19 protein-coding genes are annotated in these 20,199 nt (G+C 71.1%); 15 read left to right on the top strand and 4 right to left on the bottom strand.

Translation table 11 applies throughout. From position 1 onward, the window contains the following. Window positions 1–77: 77 nt before the first annotated feature. On the top strand, window positions 78–212 hold the full coding sequence (locus AN478_RS14495; RefSeq protein WP_074471209.1) for a zinc ribbon-containing protein: 135 nt from the start codon (window positions 78–80) through the stop codon (window positions 210–212). A 68-nt stretch (window positions 213–280) separates the two neighbouring features. Here the strand turns inward: AN478_RS14495 and AN478_RS09000 are convergent, their stop codons facing one another. Further along, window positions 281–520 carry a hypothetical protein gene (locus AN478_RS09000; RefSeq protein ID WP_054966274.1) on the bottom strand — a complete coding sequence of 80 codons (240 nt, stop codon included), beginning with the start codon at window positions 518–520 and terminating at the stop codon, window positions 281–283. Window positions 521–590: 70 nt separating this feature from the next. Between AN478_RS09000 and AN478_RS08995 the strand changes: the two genes are divergently transcribed. From AN478_RS08995 to AN478_RS14740, 5 genes are all read left to right on the top strand, one after another. Further along, window positions 591–1,799, top strand: a complete 1,209-nt coding sequence (locus AN478_RS08995; RefSeq protein ID WP_054966273.1) for a GGDEF domain-containing protein — start codon at window positions 591–593, stop codon at window positions 1,797–1,799. A 44-nt stretch (window positions 1,800–1,843) separates the two neighbouring features. Then, on the top strand, window positions 1,844–3,106 hold the full coding sequence (locus AN478_RS14130; protein WP_054966272.1) for a hypothetical protein: 1,263 nt from the start codon (window positions 1,844–1,846) through the stop codon (window positions 3,104–3,106). 65 nt (window positions 3,107–3,171) lie between these two features. Beyond that, window positions 3,172–4,257, top strand: coding sequence for an ABC transporter substrate-binding protein (locus AN478_RS14125; protein WP_054966271.1), 1,086 nt, complete (start codon window positions 3,172–3,174; stop codon window positions 4,255–4,257). 176 nt (window positions 4,258–4,433) lie between these two features. Then, window positions 4,434–4,958, top strand: a complete 525-nt coding sequence (locus tag AN478_RS08980; protein WP_054966270.1) for a type 1 glutamine amidotransferase domain-containing protein — start codon at window positions 4,434–4,436, stop codon at window positions 4,956–4,958. A gap of 138 nt (window positions 4,959–5,096) precedes the next feature. Then, a complete protein-coding gene (locus AN478_RS14740) occupies window positions 5,097–6,377 on the top strand; it encodes an ATP-binding protein (RefSeq protein ID WP_054966269.1) in 1,281 nt (426 codons plus the stop codon). Between the two features lie 21 nt (window positions 6,378–6,398). Here AN478_RS14740 and AN478_RS08970 read toward each other — a convergent pair whose 3' ends face one another. Then, a complete protein-coding gene (locus tag AN478_RS08970; protein WP_054966268.1) occupies window positions 6,399–6,920 on the bottom strand; it encodes a dihydrofolate reductase in 522 nt (173 codons plus the stop codon). A 180-nt stretch (window positions 6,921–7,100) separates the two neighbouring features. Here AN478_RS08970 and AN478_RS08965 point away from each other — a divergent pair, with 180 nt between their 5' ends. The 3 genes from AN478_RS08965 to AN478_RS08955 all read left to right on the top strand — a co-directional run bounded on the left by AN478_RS08965 (window position 7,101) and on the right by AN478_RS08955 (window position 9,535). After that, window positions 7,101–8,495, top strand: a complete 1,395-nt coding sequence (locus AN478_RS08965; protein ID WP_054966267.1) for an MBL fold metallo-hydrolase — start codon at window positions 7,101–7,103, stop codon at window positions 8,493–8,495. A 75-nt stretch (window positions 8,496–8,570) separates the two neighbouring features. Then, a complete protein-coding gene (locus AN478_RS08960; RefSeq protein ID WP_054966266.1) occupies window positions 8,571–8,915 on the top strand; it encodes an Mth938-like domain-containing protein in 345 nt (114 codons plus the stop codon). A 104-nt stretch (window positions 8,916–9,019) separates the two neighbouring features. Continuing rightward, window positions 9,020–9,535, top strand: a complete 516-nt coding sequence (locus AN478_RS08955; RefSeq protein ID WP_082432982.1) for an NUDIX domain-containing protein — start codon at window positions 9,020–9,022, stop codon at window positions 9,533–9,535. On the opposite strand, the gene AN478_RS08950 is transcribed toward AN478_RS08955, so the two are convergent. Continuing rightward, a complete protein-coding gene (locus AN478_RS08950; protein WP_054966265.1) occupies window positions 9,532–10,533 on the bottom strand; it encodes a Clp1/GlmU family protein in 1,002 nt (333 codons plus the stop codon). The two genes, AN478_RS08955 and AN478_RS08950, sit on opposite strands and share 4 nt — an antisense overlap. Before the next feature lie 55 nt (window positions 10,534–10,588). Between AN478_RS08950 and AN478_RS08945 the strand changes: the two genes are divergently transcribed. The 6 genes from AN478_RS08945 (at window position 10,589) to AN478_RS08920 (ending at window position 18,285) form a co-directional block, all read left to right on the top strand. Further along, window positions 10,589–11,635: an NAD(P)/FAD-dependent oxidoreductase gene (locus tag AN478_RS08945; protein ID WP_176758715.1), complete on the top strand. Its 1,047-nt coding sequence runs from the start codon at window positions 10,589–10,591 to the stop codon at window positions 11,633–11,635. Beyond that, entirely contained in the window at window positions 11,635–12,216 is a 582-nt protein-coding gene (locus AN478_RS08940; RefSeq protein ID WP_054966263.1) for a class I SAM-dependent methyltransferase, read from the top strand. Before AN478_RS08945 ends, AN478_RS08940 begins: the two co-directional genes overlap by 1 nt. Window positions 12,217–12,307: 91 nt before the next feature. Then, the gene (locus tag AN478_RS08935) at window positions 12,308–13,045 is read left to right on the top strand and encodes a DUF72 domain-containing protein (RefSeq protein WP_054966262.1); all 738 of its coding nucleotides are present in this window, start codon (window positions 12,308–12,310) and stop codon (window positions 13,043–13,045) included. 69 nt (window positions 13,046–13,114) lie between these two features. Next, window positions 13,115–13,621 (top strand): TIGR03546 family protein, encoded by a 507-nt coding sequence (locus AN478_RS08930; RefSeq protein ID WP_054966261.1) that lies wholly within the window; start codon window positions 13,115–13,117, stop codon window positions 13,619–13,621. 6 nt (window positions 13,622–13,627) lie between these two features. Beyond that, window positions 13,628–15,367, top strand: coding sequence for a TIGR03545 family protein (locus tag AN478_RS08925; protein ID WP_054966260.1), 1,740 nt, complete (start codon window positions 13,628–13,630; stop codon window positions 15,365–15,367). A 200-nt stretch (window positions 15,368–15,567) separates the two neighbouring features. Next, a complete protein-coding gene (locus AN478_RS08920; protein ID WP_054966259.1) occupies window positions 15,568–18,285 on the top strand; it encodes a putative bifunctional diguanylate cyclase/phosphodiesterase in 2,718 nt (905 codons plus the stop codon). A 44-nt stretch (window positions 18,286–18,329) separates the two neighbouring features. Here AN478_RS08920 and AN478_RS08915 read toward each other — a convergent pair whose 3' ends face one another. Next, a complete protein-coding gene (locus AN478_RS08915; RefSeq protein ID WP_054966258.1) occupies window positions 18,330–20,159 on the bottom strand; it encodes a GGDEF domain-containing protein in 1,830 nt (609 codons plus the stop codon). Window positions 20,160–20,199 lie beyond the last annotated feature (40 nt).

The following is a 20,199-nucleotide window of genomic DNA, read 5'->3' as shown; positions in this document are numbered from 1 at the left end:
ACCGGCATTGACCCAGGGCGGAAAAGGCCATAAATTTTTTGTGTGAAAACGGCTGCCACCTTTTGGGGGAGGAAGCAATGTCCACGTCCGGATCCAGCCCGGGAGCCCGTCGATACTGGTGCCGCAAGTGCGGCAAGGAGGTCGTTCTGGAGAACGATGAAGACATCCTGCCGGTCTGCCCCGCCTGCGGGCACACCGAATACCTGCCCTGATCCCGTTAGGCCCCAGGAGCCCGGCTCGCTCCGGGGCCGCACCCACCCCGGCAGCCCCCCGTCCCCCCTCAGCTCGTTAGCTCTATCTCCGTGCCCGCCTCCAGGCGGATCGCATCCTCGGACAGGCCCCCGGGGCGGTTCAGGGAGATGCCCTTCTGTAGGCAGAGTGACGCCCAACACGGCGAGCAGGCGCTGCCGACCGTTGACACGGCGCCCAGGCGGTCCCCGGGGCCGAGGCCGTGGGCCTCGGCGAAGGCCTCGTTGACGGCCGGCTGCCGCTCTGGCCCGGGCTCCAAACACCGGACCATGTTCCCGGTCACCCTGTGGTAGCCTTTGGGCCTCCGGGTTCTTCGTCCCCACCGCCCACCGGGAGACTCGATGGCCCCCGCCCTCCGCCGAGCCCTAGCGGTCCTGCTGTTCGGGGCCCTGTGCGGTCTCGCCCTCTGGCTGCGGGACCTGTACCCCGGGGTCTCCGGTGTCCAGCGCGACTTCCTTCGCTTGGCCCCGTTCGTCCTTGGGGGCGTCGCCCTGGCCATGGCCCTGTGGTTCCACCGGGGCCGGGTGGCGCTCGCCCTGGGAGTGCTGCTTGCGGCCTACGGCGCCTTCTCCAGCCTTTCCGTGTACGGACCCGCCGCAACCGTGCTGTCCTCGGGAGCGGCCCTGCTGGTGCCCATCAATCTGGCCCTTCTGGGCCTGCTGCCCGAGCGCGGCCTGTGGACTGCCCGCGGCCTGATTCGGCTGGGCTTGCTCGGGGGCCAGGCCGGGCTGCTCGCCTGGGCGGTGGCCCACCCCCAGGGTGCCCTCGGGGAGCTGCTCCAGGGCCCCTGGACCGCGCCGGGGAGCCTGCCCGGGACGGAGCTGGCGCCGGCATCCCTGGGGGCCTACGCCCTCGGCGGCGTGGTCCTGCTGGGGCTCTGGCTGTACCGGGGAAGCCCCCTGGACGGGGGTCTGCTTGGCGCCCTGACTGCCACCCTGCCGCCGCTGCACACCGGGGGCGACGGGGCCACGACGGTGGTCTTCTGGGGCCTGGCCTGCCTGCTCCTCGGCGTCTCCCTGGTTCAGGAATCCTACCGTCTCGCCTTCGTGGACGAGCTCACTGGCCTCCCCGGGCGGCGGGCCCTGGAGGAGCAGCTCCAGCGCATGGGTCCGGGGGTGGTGGTGGCCATGCTGGACGTGGACCACTTCAAAAAGTTCAATGACAGATATGGACATCAGGTCGGGGACCAGGTGTTGCGCAAGGTGGCCGGACACCTGAGCCGGATGGAAGGGGGCGGCCGCGCCTTCCGGTACGGGGGCGAGGAGTTCACCGTCCTGTTTCCCGGCAAATCCCTGGAAGAGGCCGCGGAGATCATGGACAGGGTGCGCCAGCGGATCGCGGCGTCGGGGTTTCGGGTGCGGACCCCCGCGCGCTCCGGCGGCAAACAGGGCCCGGATCACCGCGGCCAGGGGGGAGGCAGGGAGGTGAAGGTGACCGTGAGCGTGGGCCTCGCCGGACGGGGCGCGGACCGGGCCGGGGATGTGCTCCAGGCCGCGGACCAGCTCCTCTATCGGGCGAAGAGGAAGGGGCGCAATCGGGTATGCCGGTAAGCGGGCGGCGGTCCGATCCATCGACTCCCCGGGGCCGTTGGCCGGTGGGGGTCGGGGTTCTGGCCGGGGCCCTGCTGGCCCCGGCGGTCCCGGCCCAGGAAGGGGGAGGGAGAGACGCCACCGAGGCCGAGCCGCAGGAGCTGGCGGAGGAGCTGAAGACCCAGGAGGAGCGCCTGCAAGAGCTGCGCCGGGAGCTGGAGACGCTCGAGACCCTGGTTCCGGGCTCCCGGGAGACGGCGGCCGAGGAGCCCGAGAAGCCCGAGGAGCCCCCTGTCGAGATCGGCGGCGCCGCGCGGCTGAACTACACCTGGCAGGAGTTCTCCCCCGGTTCCCGGGAGCGTGGGGGCGATCTGGGCCTGGAGCTGTTCCGCCTGGACGTGTCCGGCACCGAGGGGGGCATCGAATTCTCCGCCCAGTACCGCTGGTACCCCTACATGGACACCGTCCACCACGCCTGGGCCGGGGTCGAGGTGGGGGAGACCGGCACGGCGCGGGGGGGCATCATGCGCGTGCCTTTCGGGCTGCTGCCCTACGCGGCCCACAACTACTGGTTCGGGGTGCCCTACTACATGGGCTTCGCCGACGACTACGACGCCGGCGTCCAGTACCTGCACCGGCAAGGGGGCTGGGACCTGCGGGCGGCCTTCTTCAAGAACGCCGAGCTGGGCAGCCCCGCCAGCCTGGAGCGCTATTCCATCGACGTGGTGGAGGTGGAGGGCTCTCCCAACCAGGAGACCAACCAAGCCAACCTCCGCGCGGCCTATACCTTCGGCGCCGAGACCCCCTGCGAGATCGAGGTGGGCGCCTCGGGCCAGGCCGGGCAGCTCTACAACGCCGAAACGCGGCGCAACGGCGACCGCTGGGCGGCCGGGGGGCACATGGACCTGCGCTGCGGGCGCTGGAACCTCCAGCTGGAGGGCTTCCGCTACGCCTTCAATCCGGAGAGCCCGGCGGACCGCACCACGGACACCATCACCGTAGGCGCCCTGGCCACCTCCTACGAGCTGGCCAGGCGGGGCACGGTGGGGGTGGCCAACGTGGCCTACAACCTGCCGGTGGATTGGCCGCACATCGATCTGGTGACCTGCTACAACGATTACAGCATCCTGGCGAAGGACGCCGACAACGCCCGCAATTCCGCCCTCAACACCACCGGCTGTGCGGTGGGCTCCGGCCCCCTGTTCGTCTATCTGGACCTGATCCAGGGGCGGAACATGGTGTTTTTCGGCGGGGACGGCTCCCTCGGGGTAGATGGGGACGCGGACTGGGAGACCCAGGTGAACCTCAACGTGGGCTACTACTTTTGAGCACGAGCGAGCGACCCGGGAAAGCCGCCGCCGGCCGGCCTTCGACCGGATGGCCGGGACAGGCGGTGCTGACCGTTCTGGCCCTGGCCCTGGCAGGAATGGCGCCACCGGCAGCCGCCGAGGACGGGGAGCTGACCGTGGTGTCCTGGGGCGGGGCCTACACCCGGAGCCAGATCCTGGGCTACATCCGCGCCTACGAGGAGGAGACGGGCGTGGATGTGGAGGTGGTGGACTACAACGGCGGGCTCCGGGAGATCCGCAGCCAGGTACGCTCCCGCAACGTGAAGTGGGACGTGGTGGACCTGGAGCTGGCGGACGCCGTCCGCGGCTGCGACCAGGGCCTCCTGGAGGAGCTTGACCCCGACCGGCTCGCCCCCGCCCCCGGGGGGATGGCGCCCGAGGAGGATTTCCTGGAGGGAGCGCTGGAGCGTTGTGGCGTGGGCAGCGTCTTCTGGTCCACCGCTTTCGCCTACGATCCCGAGGACTACCCCGACCGGGCCCCGCGAACCGTTGAGGACTTCTTCGACGTGGACGCCTTCCCCGGACGGCGGGGAATGCGGCGGACGCCCAAGGGCAACCTGGAGTGGGCCCTCATGGCCGACGGCGTGGCCCCCGAGCGGGTCTACACCGTGCTCGACACCCCGGAGGGCCTGGACCGGGCCTTCCGGGTCCTCACCAGCCTCAAGCCCCACGTGGACTGGTGGCGCACCGGCTCCGAGGCGGTCCGCCTGCTGGAAAGCGGCCGGGTGGCCATGTCCACGGTCTGGAACGGAGCGGTCTACGACGCCAATGTGAACCGGGGGCTCGGCCTAGCGCTGTTCTGGGACCACCAGATCCTCAGCCTGGACCTGTGGGGGGTGGTCCGCCATTCCCCCAACCGGGAGCTGGCCCTGGACTTCCTGCGCTTCGCCACCTCCACGCGCAGCCTGGCCAACCAGGTGCGCTACATCCCCCACGGCCCGGCGCGCCGCTCCTCCCGGGAGCTGGTGGGCGAGGAGATGGAGGCCTACCTGCCCACCCTCCCGAAGCGCCTGGACGGCGCGCTGCGCCTGGACGCGCAGTGGTGGGCGGAGAACTTCGACCGGGTCAACGCCCGCTTCCAGCGCTGGCTGGAACGGCCCGTCCGGGTCCCCCGCTACCTGCCGCACTGACGTCCCGGGAGCGCCCCGCCATCCCGCACCGGGCTCTGCCCCTTCGCATGGGGACGGGGCCCTTCCGTTCCCCGCGCACCTTCCCCGTTCCGGTGAATCCACCGGTGTCCACCGAGTCTCAATGGTAGGGCTCCGGCCCGCGGCCAATTGAAAACGGATACCGGGGAGGAGCGCTCATGGAGGGCAAGCTCTCGGGACGGCGCGTCGCCCTGTTCGCCGCGGATCTCTTCGAGGACATCGAACTGTACTATCCCCTCTACCGCCTGGGAGAGGAAGGCGCGGAGGTGGTGGTGGTCGGACCTTCCCGGCGCACCTACCAGGGCAAGCATGGGCTGTCTATTGAGGCCCGGGCGGGCCTGGAGGACGTGCGGCAGGAGGACTTTGCCGCCCTGGTCCTGCCCGGCGGGTACGCCCCCGACCACCTCCGGCGCCAGGAGCGCCTGCTGGAGATGGTGCGCGGGGCCGACGGGGCCGGGAAGCCCATCGCCGCCATCTGCCACGCCGGCTGGGTCCCGGTCTCGGCGGGGATCGTCAAGGGCCGCCGGATGACGGGCTTCTGGTCCATCAAGGACGATCTGGTGAACGCCGGAGCCGCGTATGAAGACCGGCCGGTGGTGGAGGACGGCAACCTGATCACCTCCCGCTATCCCAACGACCTCGGGGCCTTCTGCCGGGCCATCATCGCCGCCCTGTCCGGATGACCACCGCCCGGATCGGCCGCTGTCCCCCCGCGGCGGGTACGGGGCGGCCTGCCTTGCCCCGTTTAACGCCCATGGGGTAAGGAGGGGAATGGGGGGCCTTCACCCGGTCCTCAACTTCCCCGCGACCATGAGGCGGCCATGCCCCGGAACGTGTTCGTGATCGGTCCCGATGCCTTCAACCAGGCCCGGCTGGAGGCCCTGTCCGTACCCGGGGATATCCGCTTCCATCCCTTGCTCGCCTACCAAAATGTCCGCGGGGACGCCTATCCTCTGGAGGAGCTGATCGACCGGGCCGAGCGGCAGCTGCGGGATTTCCCCGGGTCCGTGGACGCGCTTGTTGGCTTCTGGGACTTCCCCGTGAGCGACATGGTGCCCATCCTCTGTCGGCGCCTCGGTCTCCGCGGCCCCTCCCTGGAGGCGGTGGTGAAGTCCGAGGACAAGTACTGGAGCCGCCTGGAGCAGCGCAAGGTGGTGGCCGATTGCGTGCCGCGCTTCTGCCGCTTCGATCCCTTCGCCGCGGATCCCCGCGCCCAGGTGGACCTGGAGTACCCCTTCTGGATCAAACCGGTGAAGGCCTGGCGGTCGCAGCTGGGCTTTCGGGTGCGGGACGACGCCGAGCTCCGGGTGGCCCTGGAGGTGGTGCGGGAGCGCATCGGCCGGTTCGCGGAGCCCTTCAACCGGCTGCTGGGCATGCTGGAGCTGCCGGAGGGGATCCCTCCCGAGGAGGGGCGGTATTGCGTGGCGGAGGAGATCATCGGCGGCCGGCAGTGCACCCTGGAGGGCTTCGCCCTGGACGGCGCGGTGGAGGTCTACGGGATCGTCGACTCCGTCCGCTACGCCAACGAGACTACCTTCGCCCGCTACCAGTACCCCTCCGACCTCCCCGCGGACATCCAGGCCCGCATGATCGAGAGGTCCCGCGCCCTGGTGACGTTCCTGGGCCTGGACAACACCACCTTCAACATCGAGTTCTACTACGACGAGAAACGGGACCGGACCTGGCTGCTGGAGATCAATCCACGCATCTCCCAGTCCCACAGCGATCTGTTCGATAAGGTGGACGGCTACTCCAACCTGCGGGTCCTGGTGGACGTGGCCCTGGGGGGGCATCCCCGGCGCACCCCGGGGGGCGGGCCGTTCCGTTACGCCGCCAAGCACTTCCTGCGCCATTTCGAGGATGCCCGGGTGGCGGCGGTGCCGGGGGAGGAGGACATCCACACCCTTCAGGAGGAGGTGCCGGGGACCCTGGTGGAGATCCACGTGCGGCCGGGCATGCGGCTGTCCGAGCTCCCGGACCAGGACAGCTACAGCTACGAGCTGGGCTATCTGTTCGTGGGGGCCGAGGACCCCCGCCAGCTCCTGGAGCGGATCCGGCGCTGCGAGGAGCTGCTGCCCTTCGAGCTGGAGCCCGTGGGATAACGGGTCCCCCCTCCGCGGAGGTCAGGTGCGGCGCTCCAGGGTGGAGGTGGTGAAGGGGTAGGCGTGGTCGGGGTCCACCGGGTGGTGCTCGCTGCTGACCTCCCGCCACTTCCGGGGATCCGGGTCGGGAACGAAGGTGTCCCCCTCGAACTGGCCGTGGACCCGGGTGAGCAGGATGCGGTCGGCGAAGGGCCAGGCCTCCATGAACACCGAATGGCCCCCGGCTACCATGAGCTCCTCCTCGCCCAGGGCCTCCGCCATGGCCAGCCCCTCCTGCACCGAGCCCACCGGCACCACCTCCTCGCATTCCAGGGGGAAATCCCCAGGGCGCCCCGTAACCACCAGGAGGATACGTCCGGGCAAGGGGTTGGGCCGTTCGGCGGTGGGGCCCAGGGAATCGTAGGTCCGCCGGCCCATGAGGACCATCTTCCCCCGCGTCTGTCGGGCGAAGAAGCGCAGGTCGTCGGGCAGGGCCCACGGCAGTCGGTTGTCGACACCGATGACGCCGTTGTCCGACGCCGCCATGATCATGGTGATCTGCATGGTTCCACCCCCGCGCCCGTGCCGGGCTATGGACAGTGACTACCCCCGTTAGGCCAATTTCCCACCTCTCCCCCCGCAACGGAACACCTCCCCCCGGCCGGGAACCAATCTTGAAAGGGGGAGGTTCCGGGCCCCAGCGGCTCGCCGTCGCCCAACAAGCCGGCAATAGCGGGAAACGCCATGCTCTTCGAACAGTTCTATCTGCCCAGCCTCGGGCATGCCTCGTACTTGATCGGGTCCGAGGAAACGGGGGAGGCCCTGGCCCTCGACGTGCGCCGGGATGTGGACACCTATTACCGCTACGCCCAGGAGCATGGCCTGCGGATTCGTTACGCCGCCGATACCCACCAGCACAACGACTTCCTGTCGGGCATCACCGAACTGCGGCAGCGGGGTGACCTGGAGCTGCTGGCCAGCGCCCGCGCCGAGCTCGGCTACCGGGCCGAATCCCTCGCCGACGGCGACCGCCTGTCCATGGGGGAGGTGGAGCTCGAGGTCCTGCACACCCCCGGCCACACGCCGGAGCACATCAGCCTGTTGGTACGGGACAGCTCGCGGGGCGAGGACCCCCTCATGCTCCTCTCCGGGGGAGCGCTGCTGGTGGCGGACGTGGCCCGCCCGGACCTGCTGGGGGACTGGGAGCGGACCCAGAGGCACGCCCGCGAGGTCTGCCAGACTCTGCGCGACAAGATCCTGCCGCTGCCGGACCACGTGATGGTGTTCCCCACCCACGTGGCCGGCTCCCTGTGCGGCGGTTCCATCGGCAGCATGCTGTTCACCTCCCTGGGCTACGAGCGCCGCCTGAACCATATCCTCCAGTCCGTGGAGGACGAAAACGAGTTCACCCGGCAGTGCCTGAACCTGGAGGGGCTGCCCACGGTGCCCCCGTACTGGCCGCGGATGCGCCAGGGCAACCAGGCCGGGCCCGAGGCGCTGGGGGTCCTTACCGAGCCGCGCCCCATGGGGCCGGCGGAGGTGGAGCACGCCCGGGACGAGGGGGCCTACCTGGTGGACTGCCGGACCCCCGAGGCCTTCGGCGGCGGGCATGTCCCCGGGGCGCTCAACATCGGCCTGGGCAACGCCTTTCCCACCTGGGCCGGTACCGTGCTCCCGAAGGAAGCGCGCACGGTGCTCGTCCTGGACGACGCCTCCGACCTGTGGACCGCTACCTGGCACCTGCTGCGCATCGGCTATCCGGTGCCGCTGGGCTGGCTGGGGGGCGGGATGGCCGCCTGGCGCACCTCGGGCCGGGAGCCGGAGATGCTGCCGCAATGGACGCCGCGCGGCCTCGACGAAGAGCGGCGCCGGAACGGCGACCTGGTGATCCTCGACGTCCGCCAGCCCGGGGAATGGAGCGCGGGACACGTGCCCGGGGCCCGGCACCTGTCCGGGGGGGAGATCAACGACCGCCTGGAGGAGGTGCCCGAGGGCCGGCCGGTCGCCGTCTATTGCGGCAGCGGCTTCCGCTCCTCGGTCATCGCCAGCGTCCTCGCCCGCGCCGGGCGCGGCCCCATCTTCAACACGCTCGGCGGGTTTGGTGGCTGGAAGAACGCCGGCCTGCCGGTGGAGGATTGAGCCCGGCCTGCCGGCTTGGCGCCGGATGCGTCCTGGGGCAGGATGGGTGGATCCAGGCCACCCCGGGAGGCGCACATGGCGGTGGACGACTACGCCTTCGGCCGCATCACCATAGCGGGCCGGGTGTACACCAAGGACGTGCTCCTGCTGTCCGACGGCGTCCATTCCCCGTGGTGGAGGAAGGAGGGGCATTCCCTCGACCCCGGGGATCTGGAGGGCGTCCTGGCGGACCCGCCGGAGGTCCTGGTAATCGGCACCGGCTACTACGGCAACATGGACGTGCCGGAGAAGACCCTCAAGGCCCTGCGGGACAAGGGCATCGAGCCCCGTGTGGCCCGGACCACCCAGGCCGTGGAGGAGCTCAACCGACTGATGGGGGACTCCGCCCGTATCGCGGCCGCCCTGCACCTCACCTGCTAGCCCCTTCCGCCGATCGATCCCGCCGCATCCCATCCCCGGTTTGGGCCTTGGGGCGCCGCCTCCCGCGCCATTGGATCCAGGGTTCGGCGTCCCTTGCCGGCCGCATGGGCCACGCCAAGCCCCACGGCCTGTGGTACCGCCCGCCGGAGGGGCAGTTCCGGCGCGTACGGGTAGAGGAGAAAGAGATCACGGGAAAGGGTTTGGAGCTTGCCGCGGGGGTGGTGGTGATCCGGCCGGTGGCCGAGGGCTGCCGGTTCCTGTTGCTGCGCGCCTTCCGCTACTGGGACTTCCCCAAGGGGCTGGTGGAGCCGGGGGAGGTCCCCCTGAACGCGGCCGTGCGGGAGGTGGCGGAGGAGACCGGGATCGCCGATCTCAGCTTCCCCTGGGACCGGGACCGCTACGAGACCGAGACTTACAACCGGGGCCGCAAGAAGGCCGTGTACTTCGCCGGCCGCACCGCGCAGACGGAGGTGGTGCTGCCGGTGAGCGCGGAGCTGGGTTGCCCCGAGCACCACGAATACCGCTGGGTCACCGCCGCCGAGGGCCGGGAGCTGCTGGGGGACCGGGTGCGCGGGGCCCTGGAATGGGCCCGGAGGTACGCCGGCTGCCCGGAGGGTTAGAGATGCCGGGGACGGCTGCGCGCCAGCTCCCGGCCCTCGGCGTCCACGTAGAGGTCGCCCAGCTGCAGGCCCCGGATCCGGGTCGGGGGCACGGGGGTCCACAGGGTCAGCCTCCGGGTCCGGAAATCGAGGCGCGCCAGGCGGGCCAGCCCCAGGCAGCGGCCGTCGGCGTCCAGGACGCCGCACAGCAGGTCCCGCTCGAAACCGGCCGGGAGGCGTTTGGTGGTCCCGTCGGGGACAGGCCGGTTGCCTACCACCAGAGGGCCTTCCGGGGTCTCCTCGGCGTGTAGGAATCCTCCCGGGTCCACGGTCCGGCCCGAGAACAGCAGGCAGCGCTCCAGGTGGAAGGTCTCCAGGTCCAGCACCGCACGCCCGGCGTTCCGGAAATGGGCCCGGAAGGCCCGCTGCCGGGCCGCCTTGCGCTCAGCGGGGCTCCGGGGCCGCGCAGACGGGGCGGGGCGGAGCCGGTGCACCGTGGCCCCCAAGGGCGCGGGCACCGCGCCGGCCTCGCCTTCCGCCTCCAGGGCCACCACGTGGTCGGGGTCCAGGGCCTCCATCTGATAGTGCCGCAGGATCCGGCCGGGTCCGTGGACCAGGCCGTCGGTGTTGACGATGACCGGCTGGGCTCCGGCCTGGGCCAGAAGCCGCCCGGCTCCCACCGCCACGGGCAGGAAATGACCGCGTGGGCTCACGGCGCCCACGAAATAGAAGGCGTGCGGCCCGTCCTCGGGCTCCCGCCCGGGGGCGCGGAACCCCAGGGTGAGGGCCGCCGGGGGACCGAGGTCCTTCTGGCCGATGTCGGCGTCCAGTAGGGCCACCTCCTTGCCGGCCTCCAGGAAGCGGCCGGTCAGGTAGCGGCAGAAGCTGGACTTGCCCCGGTCCGCGGCTCCGGCGACCACGATCCGGCCCCCGCCGGCCGCCAGCATCGCCTCGGCGGCGCGTACCCAGTCTCGAGGGATGTCCAGGGGGGCGGGCTCCCCGGGCGGTGGGCTGGACAAGGGTGCTCCCTCCCGAGGGGTTGATCGGCAGTGGCTATTGGGCATGATGCACCACATGAACGAGCATGACTTCCTGATCGTGGGCGGGGGCCTTGCAGGCAGCCTGCTGGCCCTGGCCCTCCTGGAGCGCGGCCGGCGCGTGGCCCTGGTGGATCAGCCCCGGGCGGCGTCCGCCTCCCGGGTCGCCGCCGGCCTGCTCACGCCCATCGGTGGGCGCCGGCTGACCCGGGCCGGGCCCCTCGAGGAGCTGCTGCCCGCGGCCATTCGCACCTATCGGCGCGCGGAGGAGCGGACCGGGCGCGCCCTGCTGCGGGAGGTGGACACCCTCCGGCTGTGCCGGGGCGCCGAGGAGGCGGAGCACTACCGGCGCCGGCGCGCCGACCCGGATTTCCGGCCCTACCTCGGGGCGCCGGTGGCGGGCTCCGAGGAGGAGCCGGAGGCCTATCCCGTGCACGGGGGCGGGGTCCTGGATACGGAGGCCTTTCTGGAGGCCGCGGCAGAGATCGTCGCCGCGAGTGGGACCCTACGCCGGGGAGTGGTGGACCCGAAGGACGTCACGGTGGGCCCGGAGGGTGTGGCCTGGGGGGAGCTGCGCGCCGACCGGGTGGTCTTCTGCGAGGGCTACCGGGTGCGGGAGAACCCGTGGTTCCACTGGCTGCCGCTTACCCCGGTGAAGGGGGAGGTTCTGGGCGGTCGGCTGGAGGAGGGCCTTCCGGACCGGCCGGTAAACCGGAAGGTGACCCTGGTCCCCTGGGGGGATCAGGAGTTCCTGCTCGGCTCCACCTTCGATCGCCACAATGTGGACGAAGTCCCCACCGCCGCGGGCCGGGCGGAGCTCCTCCACCAGCTCCCGGGTCTGCTCGGCGAGCGGCCGGAGGTGGAGGTCACCGAACATCGCGCCGGCATCCGCCCCGCCCCCACCGATCACCATCCCCTGCTGGGCTGCCACCCCCGCGAGTCGCGCGCCTGCGTGCTCAACGGCCTGGGGGCGCGGGGGGCCCTGATCGGCCCCTACTACGCCGAGCGCCTGGCCGAGCATCTGGTGGAGGAAGCCCCGCTGCCGCCGAAGGCGGACATCGCCCGCTTCCGGGACCGCGCCTAATGGCCGCACGGGGGGCCGTGGGCCGGGCCCACCGGGCGGCGGCCGCATGCCTGTACCCGGGGGCCTGGGCGGTGGACGCCACCGTGGGCAACGGGCACGACACCCTGTTCTTGGCCCGGGAGGTGGGTCCGCAGGGGCGGGTGGACGGGGTGGACAGCCAGGCGGCGGCCCTGGCTGGCGCCCGCCGGCGCTTGGAGACGGCCGGAGCCCTGGAGCGGGTGCGCCTGCACCACGGCGGCCACGAGGACCTCCTGCGGCTCCTGCCCGACGAGGCCCGGGGCCGGGTCGGTGCGGTCCTGTTCAACCTGGGCTACCTGCCCGGGGGCGACAAGGCCGTGATCACCCGGGCCGAGACCACCTTGGCCGCCCTGGAGGCGGCCGTGGCCCTGCTGGCCCCGGAAGGGCGTATCGTCCTGGTGGCCTACCCGGGCCACCCCGGCGGTGCCGAGGAATGCGAGGCGGTGATGCACTGGGCCCGGAGCCGGCGTCCCGAAGGACTAGCGCTCCTGGAGCTGGATCCCCCCGACCAGAGCGGGGCGGCGCCCCGGCTCCTGGTGCTGGAGTCCCGGCCCGGGACCTGACCGGCGTTCCCGGGGTGGGGATTGCCGGGGACTTTTCCGCAGGGCCCCTCGCGGCCATCCTGGGCGCAGGGGTTCGAGGCAGGAGGGCGGCATGGATGTTCGGGTGGGCACCTGCGGGTTCGCCGAGGCTCAGGACCGGATCTTCCGGGACCTGGACATCCTCGAGGTGCAGAAGACCTTCTACCAGCCGCCCCGGGTCGCCACGGCGCGGCGCTGGCGCGAGCGGGCGGGGGCCGGATTCGCCTTCGCGGTGAAGGCCTGGCAGCTCGTCACCCACCACGCCGGCAGCCCCACCTACCGCCGCCTGTCCGAGCCCCTCGACGCGGAGCGGCGCGCCGAGGCCGGCGGGCTGCGCTGGAACCCCACTACCCGCATGGCCTGGGAGCGGACCCAGGGGATCGCCGATGCCCTGGCGGCGGAAGCGATCGTCGTGCAGACCCCGGCCAGCTTCCGGCCCTCCGCCGAGAACCTGGATAATCTGCGCACCTTCTTCGCCCGCGCGGACCGGCGGGGGCGGTACCTGGTCTTCGAGCCCCGAGGCCCGGCGTGGACGGACGGGCTGCTGGCGGAGCTTGCGGATGAGACCGGGCTGGTGCACGGGGTGGATCCTTTCCTACGGCCGCCGGCCACCGCCGGATACCGGTACTTCCGCCTTCACGGCCGGCCCGCCTACCACTACCGCTATCGCTACGCGGACGACGAGCTGGAGGAGCTGGCGGCCCGGGTGGAGGGAGCGGCCCCCGTGCGGATCCTGTTCAACAACGACGCCATGGCCGGGGACGCCCGCCGGCTGCGGCGCAGGCTGAATTTGACCGGGACTGCGGGATAGGGGATTGTGGAGGGTTTCCAGGGGGTTATAGTCGTAGGAACCCCCTGCAGACAAAAGGTCCCTGCTGTCATGCTCCAGCTCCTGGCCCGCCTCCTGAAGGCGCTGAACGCGGAGAACAGCCCCGCGCAGCTCGCCGGGGCCGTGGCTCTGGGCGTCGTCGCCGGTTGGACGCCCTTGTGGTCCCCGCCCAATCTGCTGGTCTTCCTGTTGGCCCTGGTACTGCGCATCAACCTGACCACCTTCATCCTTGCCTGGGGTCTGTTCACCGGCTTGGCCTACCTCTTCGACCAGTGGTTCCACGCTCTGGGCCTGGCGATGCTCACCAGCGAGGGGCTGCGCGGCTTCTGGACCGTCCTGTACAACACCGCCCTGGGCCGTCTGTCCGGCCTCTTCAACACCGTGACCCTGGGGAGCCTTTTGGCCTCCTTGGCGGCGGCCGCGATCCTCTTCCCCGTGACGGTTCTGCTTGTTCGCCGTTACCGGCAGCACGTCCTGGCCCGGGTCAGGCGCTCCCGGATCATGACCCTCCTGCGGGCCAATCGCTTGTACCGGCTCTACGCCGAGCTGCGGGGGTAGGGCGTCATGGGCCGGTTCGTGCGCTGGTGGGGTTTGGGGGTCTTCCTGGGCCTAGTGGTCCTCGCGGGTGGGGTCTGGTGGCTGTTCGCCGATTATTGGCTGGAGCGGGCGGTGGAGTCCGCCGGGAGCCGCGCGGTCGGTGCCCGGGTGGAGCTGCGCGGGGCCGAGCTGGACCTGTTCCCGGCCCGCGTGCGGCTGCACGGGCTCCAGGTAACCAACCCCCGGGACCCCATGCGGAACGCCTTTCAGGCCGAGCGGGTGGCGTTCGACATGGACCTGTCCTCCCTGGTCCTCGGCCGGACCCGCATCAACGAGGTGGCGGTGGAGGGGGCCGCCGTCCAGACCCCCCGGAAGCGCAGCGGGGCCCTGAAAGACGCCCCCGCACCGGAGCCCGAACAGGAGTTGAGCGGGGTTGGGGATTCTCAGGGTCTGGGGGAGCTCCGGCTCCCCGACGCCGAGGAGGTGCTGGCCGAGGCCGATCTCCAGACGGTGGAGGAGGCGGAGCGGCTGGAGCGGGACATCCGCCGGGCCCGGGAGGACCTTGAGGAGCGCGTCCGGGACCTGCCGGACCGGGAGGCCATCAGGGCCTATGAGAAGCGGGTGGACGCCCTCAAGGACACCGACGGCGGACTCGCCGGGCTGGTGAAGGGCGGTCAGGAGGCGGCCCGCCTGCGGAAGGACATCCGCGCCGACCTGAAGCGGGTCGAGGCGGTGCAGGCGGACCTGGAGGGCGAGGTGAGCGGTTCCCGCGAGCGCCTCGCCCGCCTCAAGGAGGCCCCCGGGCGCGATGCCCGACGGCTGGTGGAGAAGTACGAGGCGACTCCCGAGGGACTGGGGAACGTGGCCTCCCTCCTGTTCGGCGAGCGGGTGGGCCGATGGGTGGGGTCGGGCTGGTACTGGTACGCCACCCTGCGCCCCTACCTGGAGCCGCTGCGGGAGCGGATCGGCGGCGAGGGGGAGGTGACGGCCAGCAAGCCCCTGCGCGCCCTGGGCCTGGACATCCGCTTCCCCGAGGAGCCTGCCGAGCCCGAGACGGTGGTCCGCACCATCCGCCTGTCCACGCCGGAGGAGCCGCTGGAGGGTGGCCTGGGCGTGGAGGGCCTGGTGGCCGACCTGAGCTTCCAGCCTTCGCTGTGGCCCGAGCCCATCACCGCGGACATCCGAGGACGCCGGGCGGGGGAGGAGGCCCGGGTGCGGCTGGAGGCGGAGCTGGACCACCGCCGTCCCGAAAGCCCGGAGGACCGGCTGGACCTGGGGATCACCGGGGCCGACGCGGCGGGCTGGCGCTTCGGAGGCGACGGTCCGCTGGAGGTGCTCCTGGAGGAGGGCCGGGCCGACCTGGAAGGGCGGGCGATCCTGCGCGGCGAGGAGATGGATATCCGCCTGCAAGGCGACTTCGCCGATGCCCGGTTGGCCGCCGCCGGGGAAGGGGAGCTGGCCGGCGCCCTCGCCGAGGCCCTGGCGAATGTGAGGGAGTTCACCCTGTCCGGCCGAATCACCGGCACCCCGCAATCGCCGCGTGTGGCCCTGGAATCCTCCCTGCAGGAGGTTATCGGTCAGAAAGTGGAAAGGATGGTCGAGGACCGTCTGGCGCAGCTGGAGGGCGAGGTGCAAAACCTCCTGGAGAAGCGGGCCCGGCCCGCGCTCCAGGGGGCCGAGGAGGCCCTCGCCGGACTGCAGGGTCTGGAGGAAACCGTGGCCCAACGCCTCCAGGCTCTGGAGGACCTGCCGGATCTGGGCGGGTGACCGGTCGCCTCCCCGGCGTGGCACCCGGTGGGCGTGCGCCGGAACCGCTGTGCGGAACGGACATTCCGCTGCCCGCCAGGACCTTTGCCCACCTTCGCCGGCTGGATATTTCCCGCCCCCTGTGCTACCTATTGTTTCTATGAATAATTTTCTTTGTCCCCTGTCAGGATTCGGGGCCGGACACGGGAGACTCGCCCGAATTGGAGCAAGAGAGCCTGGCAAGCCAGGTCCCCATCGAATGGAACGCCGGGGGAGGCCGGCTCACTTTCCATGGTCTCGATGCGGTCCTCCTGTGGAAGCATCCCTCCCTGCTGTCCTTCCTGAAGCCCCTTCGCGAGGCCCTGGGCGAGGACCTATTCGCCCTGCTGGTGGCGAACGAGGCGAGCAAGGGCGCCCACGAGGACTTCCACCACCTGATGGCTGACCGCGGTGAGGATCTCGCCGAGGGGTTCGCCAACTGGGGGCGCGCGGCCTCGGGTGCGGGTTGGGGGGTGTTTTGGATGGAGGAGATGGATCGGGAGGGGGCGTGCGCCCGGGTGCGGGTGGACCGCCCCTGGGAGCTTTCCCTGTTCTGGCCGGAAAACCGCCAGAACGCGGTCCCCTTCCTCGGCGGAAAGCTCTCCGGGCTCTTCTCCCGGGCCTTTGCCGCCAACTGTCGGACCCGGGTCGCGGAGCTCGGCCAGACCGCCGACGGTCCCTATGTCCTGCTGGACATTGCCGCCTCCCCCGAAACCCTGGACGCGGCGCTGCAACGCCTTCTGGATAACAGCGAACCTTCCCTGGGGTCCCGGCTCCCGGCGGTCCGTCCCCGGCTCCGCGAGGAGCTGAACCGGTTCATCGAGGTGGTGGAGGCCACTGGGGAGTTCGTCTGGGAAACCGACAGGGGCTTCCGCCTCACCTATGTCACGGGGAATCTGGGGCGGGTGCTGGGCACGGACGCCAACCGGCTACGGGGCGAGGACTTCCGGGCGCTCCTTACCCCGGACAGCCGCGGGGCGCTGGAGCAGCTGCTGGAGAGAGGGCCGGAGGGCCGCTCCGGGAGGGAGTGCGAGGTCGCTGCATGGACCGCCGCAGGCGCGGTGCGCCATCTGCTCCTGGCGGCGACCCCTACCCGGGATCGGCACGGCGAGGTCACGGGGCTACGGGGCGTCGGTCGGGATTTCACCGACCAGAAACGGGATCGGGAGGCCATCCAGCGTAGCCACCAACGGTTGGAGCGGCAGGTCACGGCGCGCACCCGGGAGCTGGAGCGTCTCCATACCCACACCCGCCAGCTACTTGAGAGCATCGGCGAGGGAATCTTCGGGGTGGATGAAGAAGGGTCCTTCACCTTCATCAACCCCGCCGGGGCGGAGATGCTCGGCTACGCCCCGGAGGAGCTGGAGGGCCGGGACAGCCGCCTTTTGTCTTCCAATGACCGCGGTTCCCGATCCGGTGAGGACTTCTCGATCCGGGCCGTCCTCGCCGACGGGAAGCCTCGCCGTCGGTCCGAGGAATTCTTCTTCCGGAAGGATGGCACGGCCTTTCTGGTGGAGCTCTACGCTGCCCCGGTGCGGGAGGAAGGGCGAGTAGCCGGGGCCGTGGTCTCCTTCCGCGACATCCGCGACCGCAAGGAGGCCGAGGAGGCCCTTGTGGCTCGGGCCTATTACGACGAGCTGACCGGGCTTCCCAATCGGACCCACCTGATTGAGCAGGCCGAGCGGACCCTGGGCGGTCGGAGCGGGGGGGAGGGGAAGGTGGCGCTGATCCTCCTCAACCTGGACCGTTTCAAGGACATCAACGACAGCTTCGGTCACGCCGCCGGCGATTGGCTCCTGCAGCGGGTCGCCGCCCGCCTGTATCACCGCAGCGCCCCGCACGAGAAGCTGGCCCGGCTGCATGGTGACGAGCTCGCCTGCCTGGCCGTGGGCGTGGAGTCCGTCCAGGAGGGGGCCGCGGCGGCCCGGCGTTTCCTGGAAAGCTTCGCCGAGCCCTTCGCCGTGGGGGACCACACCGTGGCGACCCGTGCCACCGCGGGGATCAGCGTCTTTCCCGATCATGGCCGCTCCGCCGAGGTCCTGCTCCAGAACGCCGAGGCCGCCCTGCACGAGGCAAAGAAGAAGGGACGGGGCGGGTACCGTTTTTATTCCCCCGACATGACCCGGGCCGCCTCCCGGCGGGTACGGGTGGAAGCGGAGCTGCGCCGGTCCCTGGATGAAAGGACCCTGGCGGTGCATTTCCAGCCCCAGGTAAAGCTTTCCACGGGGGACGTGGTGGGTGCCGAGGCCCTGGTGCGCTGGCGCCATCCGGAGTGGGGCTGGGTTTCCCCGGGGCATTTCATCCCCGTCGCCGAGCGGACCGGCATGATCCATCCCCTTGGGCGGGAGGTGCTTCGCGCTGCCTGCGTGCACGCCTCCCGATGGCGCAGCGAAGGTCTTCAGCGGGTGGCAGTGAATCTGTCCCCGGTCCAGCTGGAGGGGGAGGGTCTGGAGGAGGAGCTAAGGGAGAGCCTCGCCGAGGCGGACCTGCCTCCCGAAGCCCTGGAGCTGGAGGTCACTGAGGAGGTGTTCCTGCGGGACCCCGATCGGGCCTCCCGCGTGCTGAGCCGGTTCCGGGAGCAGGGGATCCAAGTGGCTATCGACGATTTCGGGACCGGCTACTCCTCCCTCGCCTATCTCAAGGTCCTCCCGGTGGATCGGTTGAAGATGGATCGCTCCTTCGTGCAGAGCTTGCCGGATGACAGCCAGGATGTGGCCATCACCCAATCCGTTGCCACCCTGGCCCGGGAGCTGGGCCTGGAGGTGGTGGCGGAAGGGGTGGAGACTTGCGCGCAGGCTAGATTCCTGCGGGAAACGGGCGTTCAGCAGGCGCAGGGCTTTCTCTACGGGGCCGCGCTGCCGCCGGAGCGGTGGGAGGGAATCCTGAACCTCTCCCGGTAGCGGGCGCCGGACGGAGTCCGGGGCCGGCCGGGCTTCGAGGCCGATCAGGGCGCGCTCGGCACCCCTCCACAGAGCACAACCCGATTGCGCCCCTTTTCCTTGGCGGCGTACAGGGCGTGGTCGGCCCGCTCCAGCAGGTGATCCAGGGACTCACCCGCGCGTATCTCCGCCACCCCGAGGCTGATGGTCACCGCCCCGACGCCGGGGAAGGGCGCCCCCGCCACCGCTTGCCGCACCCGTTCGGCCAGGTGCCGGGCACCGGATCCGTCCGTGTGACGGGCGAGGATCAGGAATTCCTCGCCGCCCCATCGCCCCAGTGCATCCGCCTCGCGCAGCGAATCCCCCACCCGGAGGGAAAGCTCCCGCAGGACCGCGTCGCCGCTCTGGTGGCCGAACCGGTCGTTGACGGCCTTGAAGTGGTCGATGTCGAACATGACCACGGAGAAGGGCGTTCCGTAGCGGCGGAAGGCCTCGCAGGCCACCTCGAGCTGCTCGTAGAGCTTGGCCCGGTTCGAGATGCCGGTGAGGTAGTCGTGGGTGGCCAGGCGCTCCAGCTCCTCGGTGCGCTGGCGTACCTTTTCCTCCAGATTGCGACGCTCGGTTTCCAGCTCCCGGAAGCTTGCGGCCAGGGAGCGGGCCATGGCTGTGAAGGAGCGGTTGAGACCGTCCAGCTCGGCGACCGGGCCGGCAGGCAGGGTGGGTCGTTCCCCTTCCCGGAGCCGCTCCGGCAGGTTCCGGGTGGCGCGGCGCAGCTCCGCGAACGGCTCGGAGATGCGCCGCGCCAGGACGGCGGCGACAAGCAGCCCCGTCAGGGCCAAAAGGGCCAGGGCAACATGGCCCCGGAGGTTTGCCTGGGCCAGTCCCAGGACCGCCGCGCGGGCGGGATGGACGAGGAGGATGCGCTCTCCGTGCTCGCCCTGGGGGTGCGATTCCACGGCGAAGTAGGCTTCTTCCCAACGGGCCATGGCCGGGGCCCCGCTTTCCGGCGGCGGCAACAGCGCCAGGAGGCCGGGTCTAAGCCGGCGATGTTCGGCCTGCTCCAGCCAGGGAGGCGTGTTGTAGCGGGTGGTCCAGGTGCCGTCCTCTCCGGCCAGGGCCGCTCCCATCGCGCCGATCGTTTCCGGAAGCGCGGGGGCGAGTGCGGCCTCGTTCCCGACCGGGCCCAGGCGCTCCGTTACCGCGGTAAGGGCGGTGGCCAGCAACTGCTCGTAGAGGCGATGCTGCTCGGCCCGGATCTGGGCCGCCTGGAAGGCGATCAGGGCCACGCCCGGAAGCAGCATGCCCCCGAAGAGCATGGTGAACAGCACCTCCCGCAGCGGCGGGGCCCACCGCCGACTGGCCAGCAGCAGGGCCGTCCCACTGGCCAGGGCGGCGTTGAACAGAGCGTTGACCGGCTGCTTGAGGGCGATGAGCCCGGCCTGGGGGACCGACATCCCCATCACGCCCCAATAGAGGGCCAATATCAGGGGCACGCCGAGCACCAGCCAGAAGGCCAGATCCGCCAGGATCAGGTTGGGTAGACGCCGGCGCAGCACGCCCACCGCACCGGCCTCCAGGGTGAACAGCAGAAGGGCCCAGGGATGACCCCACAGCTCCAGGGTGTACAGGCCGCCCACAGCGGCGACCAGGACGCCGGCCAGGGGGCCGACCCAGGCCGCGGCCAGCAGCGCCGCCACGGACCCGAACAGGTAGTCCACCCCGAAAAACAGCGGGATGTGCAGGGCGTTGCCGGCCAGGGCAAGGGCGGCCAGCGCCGCGATGATCGGTAGCTTCCCGCCGTGCGCCCCGGAGGGCTGCTCTACCCCGGCCTGGGCGGTTTCGAACCGGGCAGGGAGGGAGGGTTCTTCGGCGTGCTGGGGATCCGCAGAGGGCATGGGACCTTCTATCGGGTGGCGTTTCCGTTCGGCCCCCCTT

Source organism: Thiohalorhabdus denitrificans, assembly GCF_001399755.1.
GTDB classification, from domain to species: Bacteria; Pseudomonadota; Gammaproteobacteria; order Thiohalorhabdales; family Thiohalorhabdaceae; genus Thiohalorhabdus; species Thiohalorhabdus denitrificans.
This window is presented reverse-complemented; position numbering and strand designations above follow the sequence as displayed.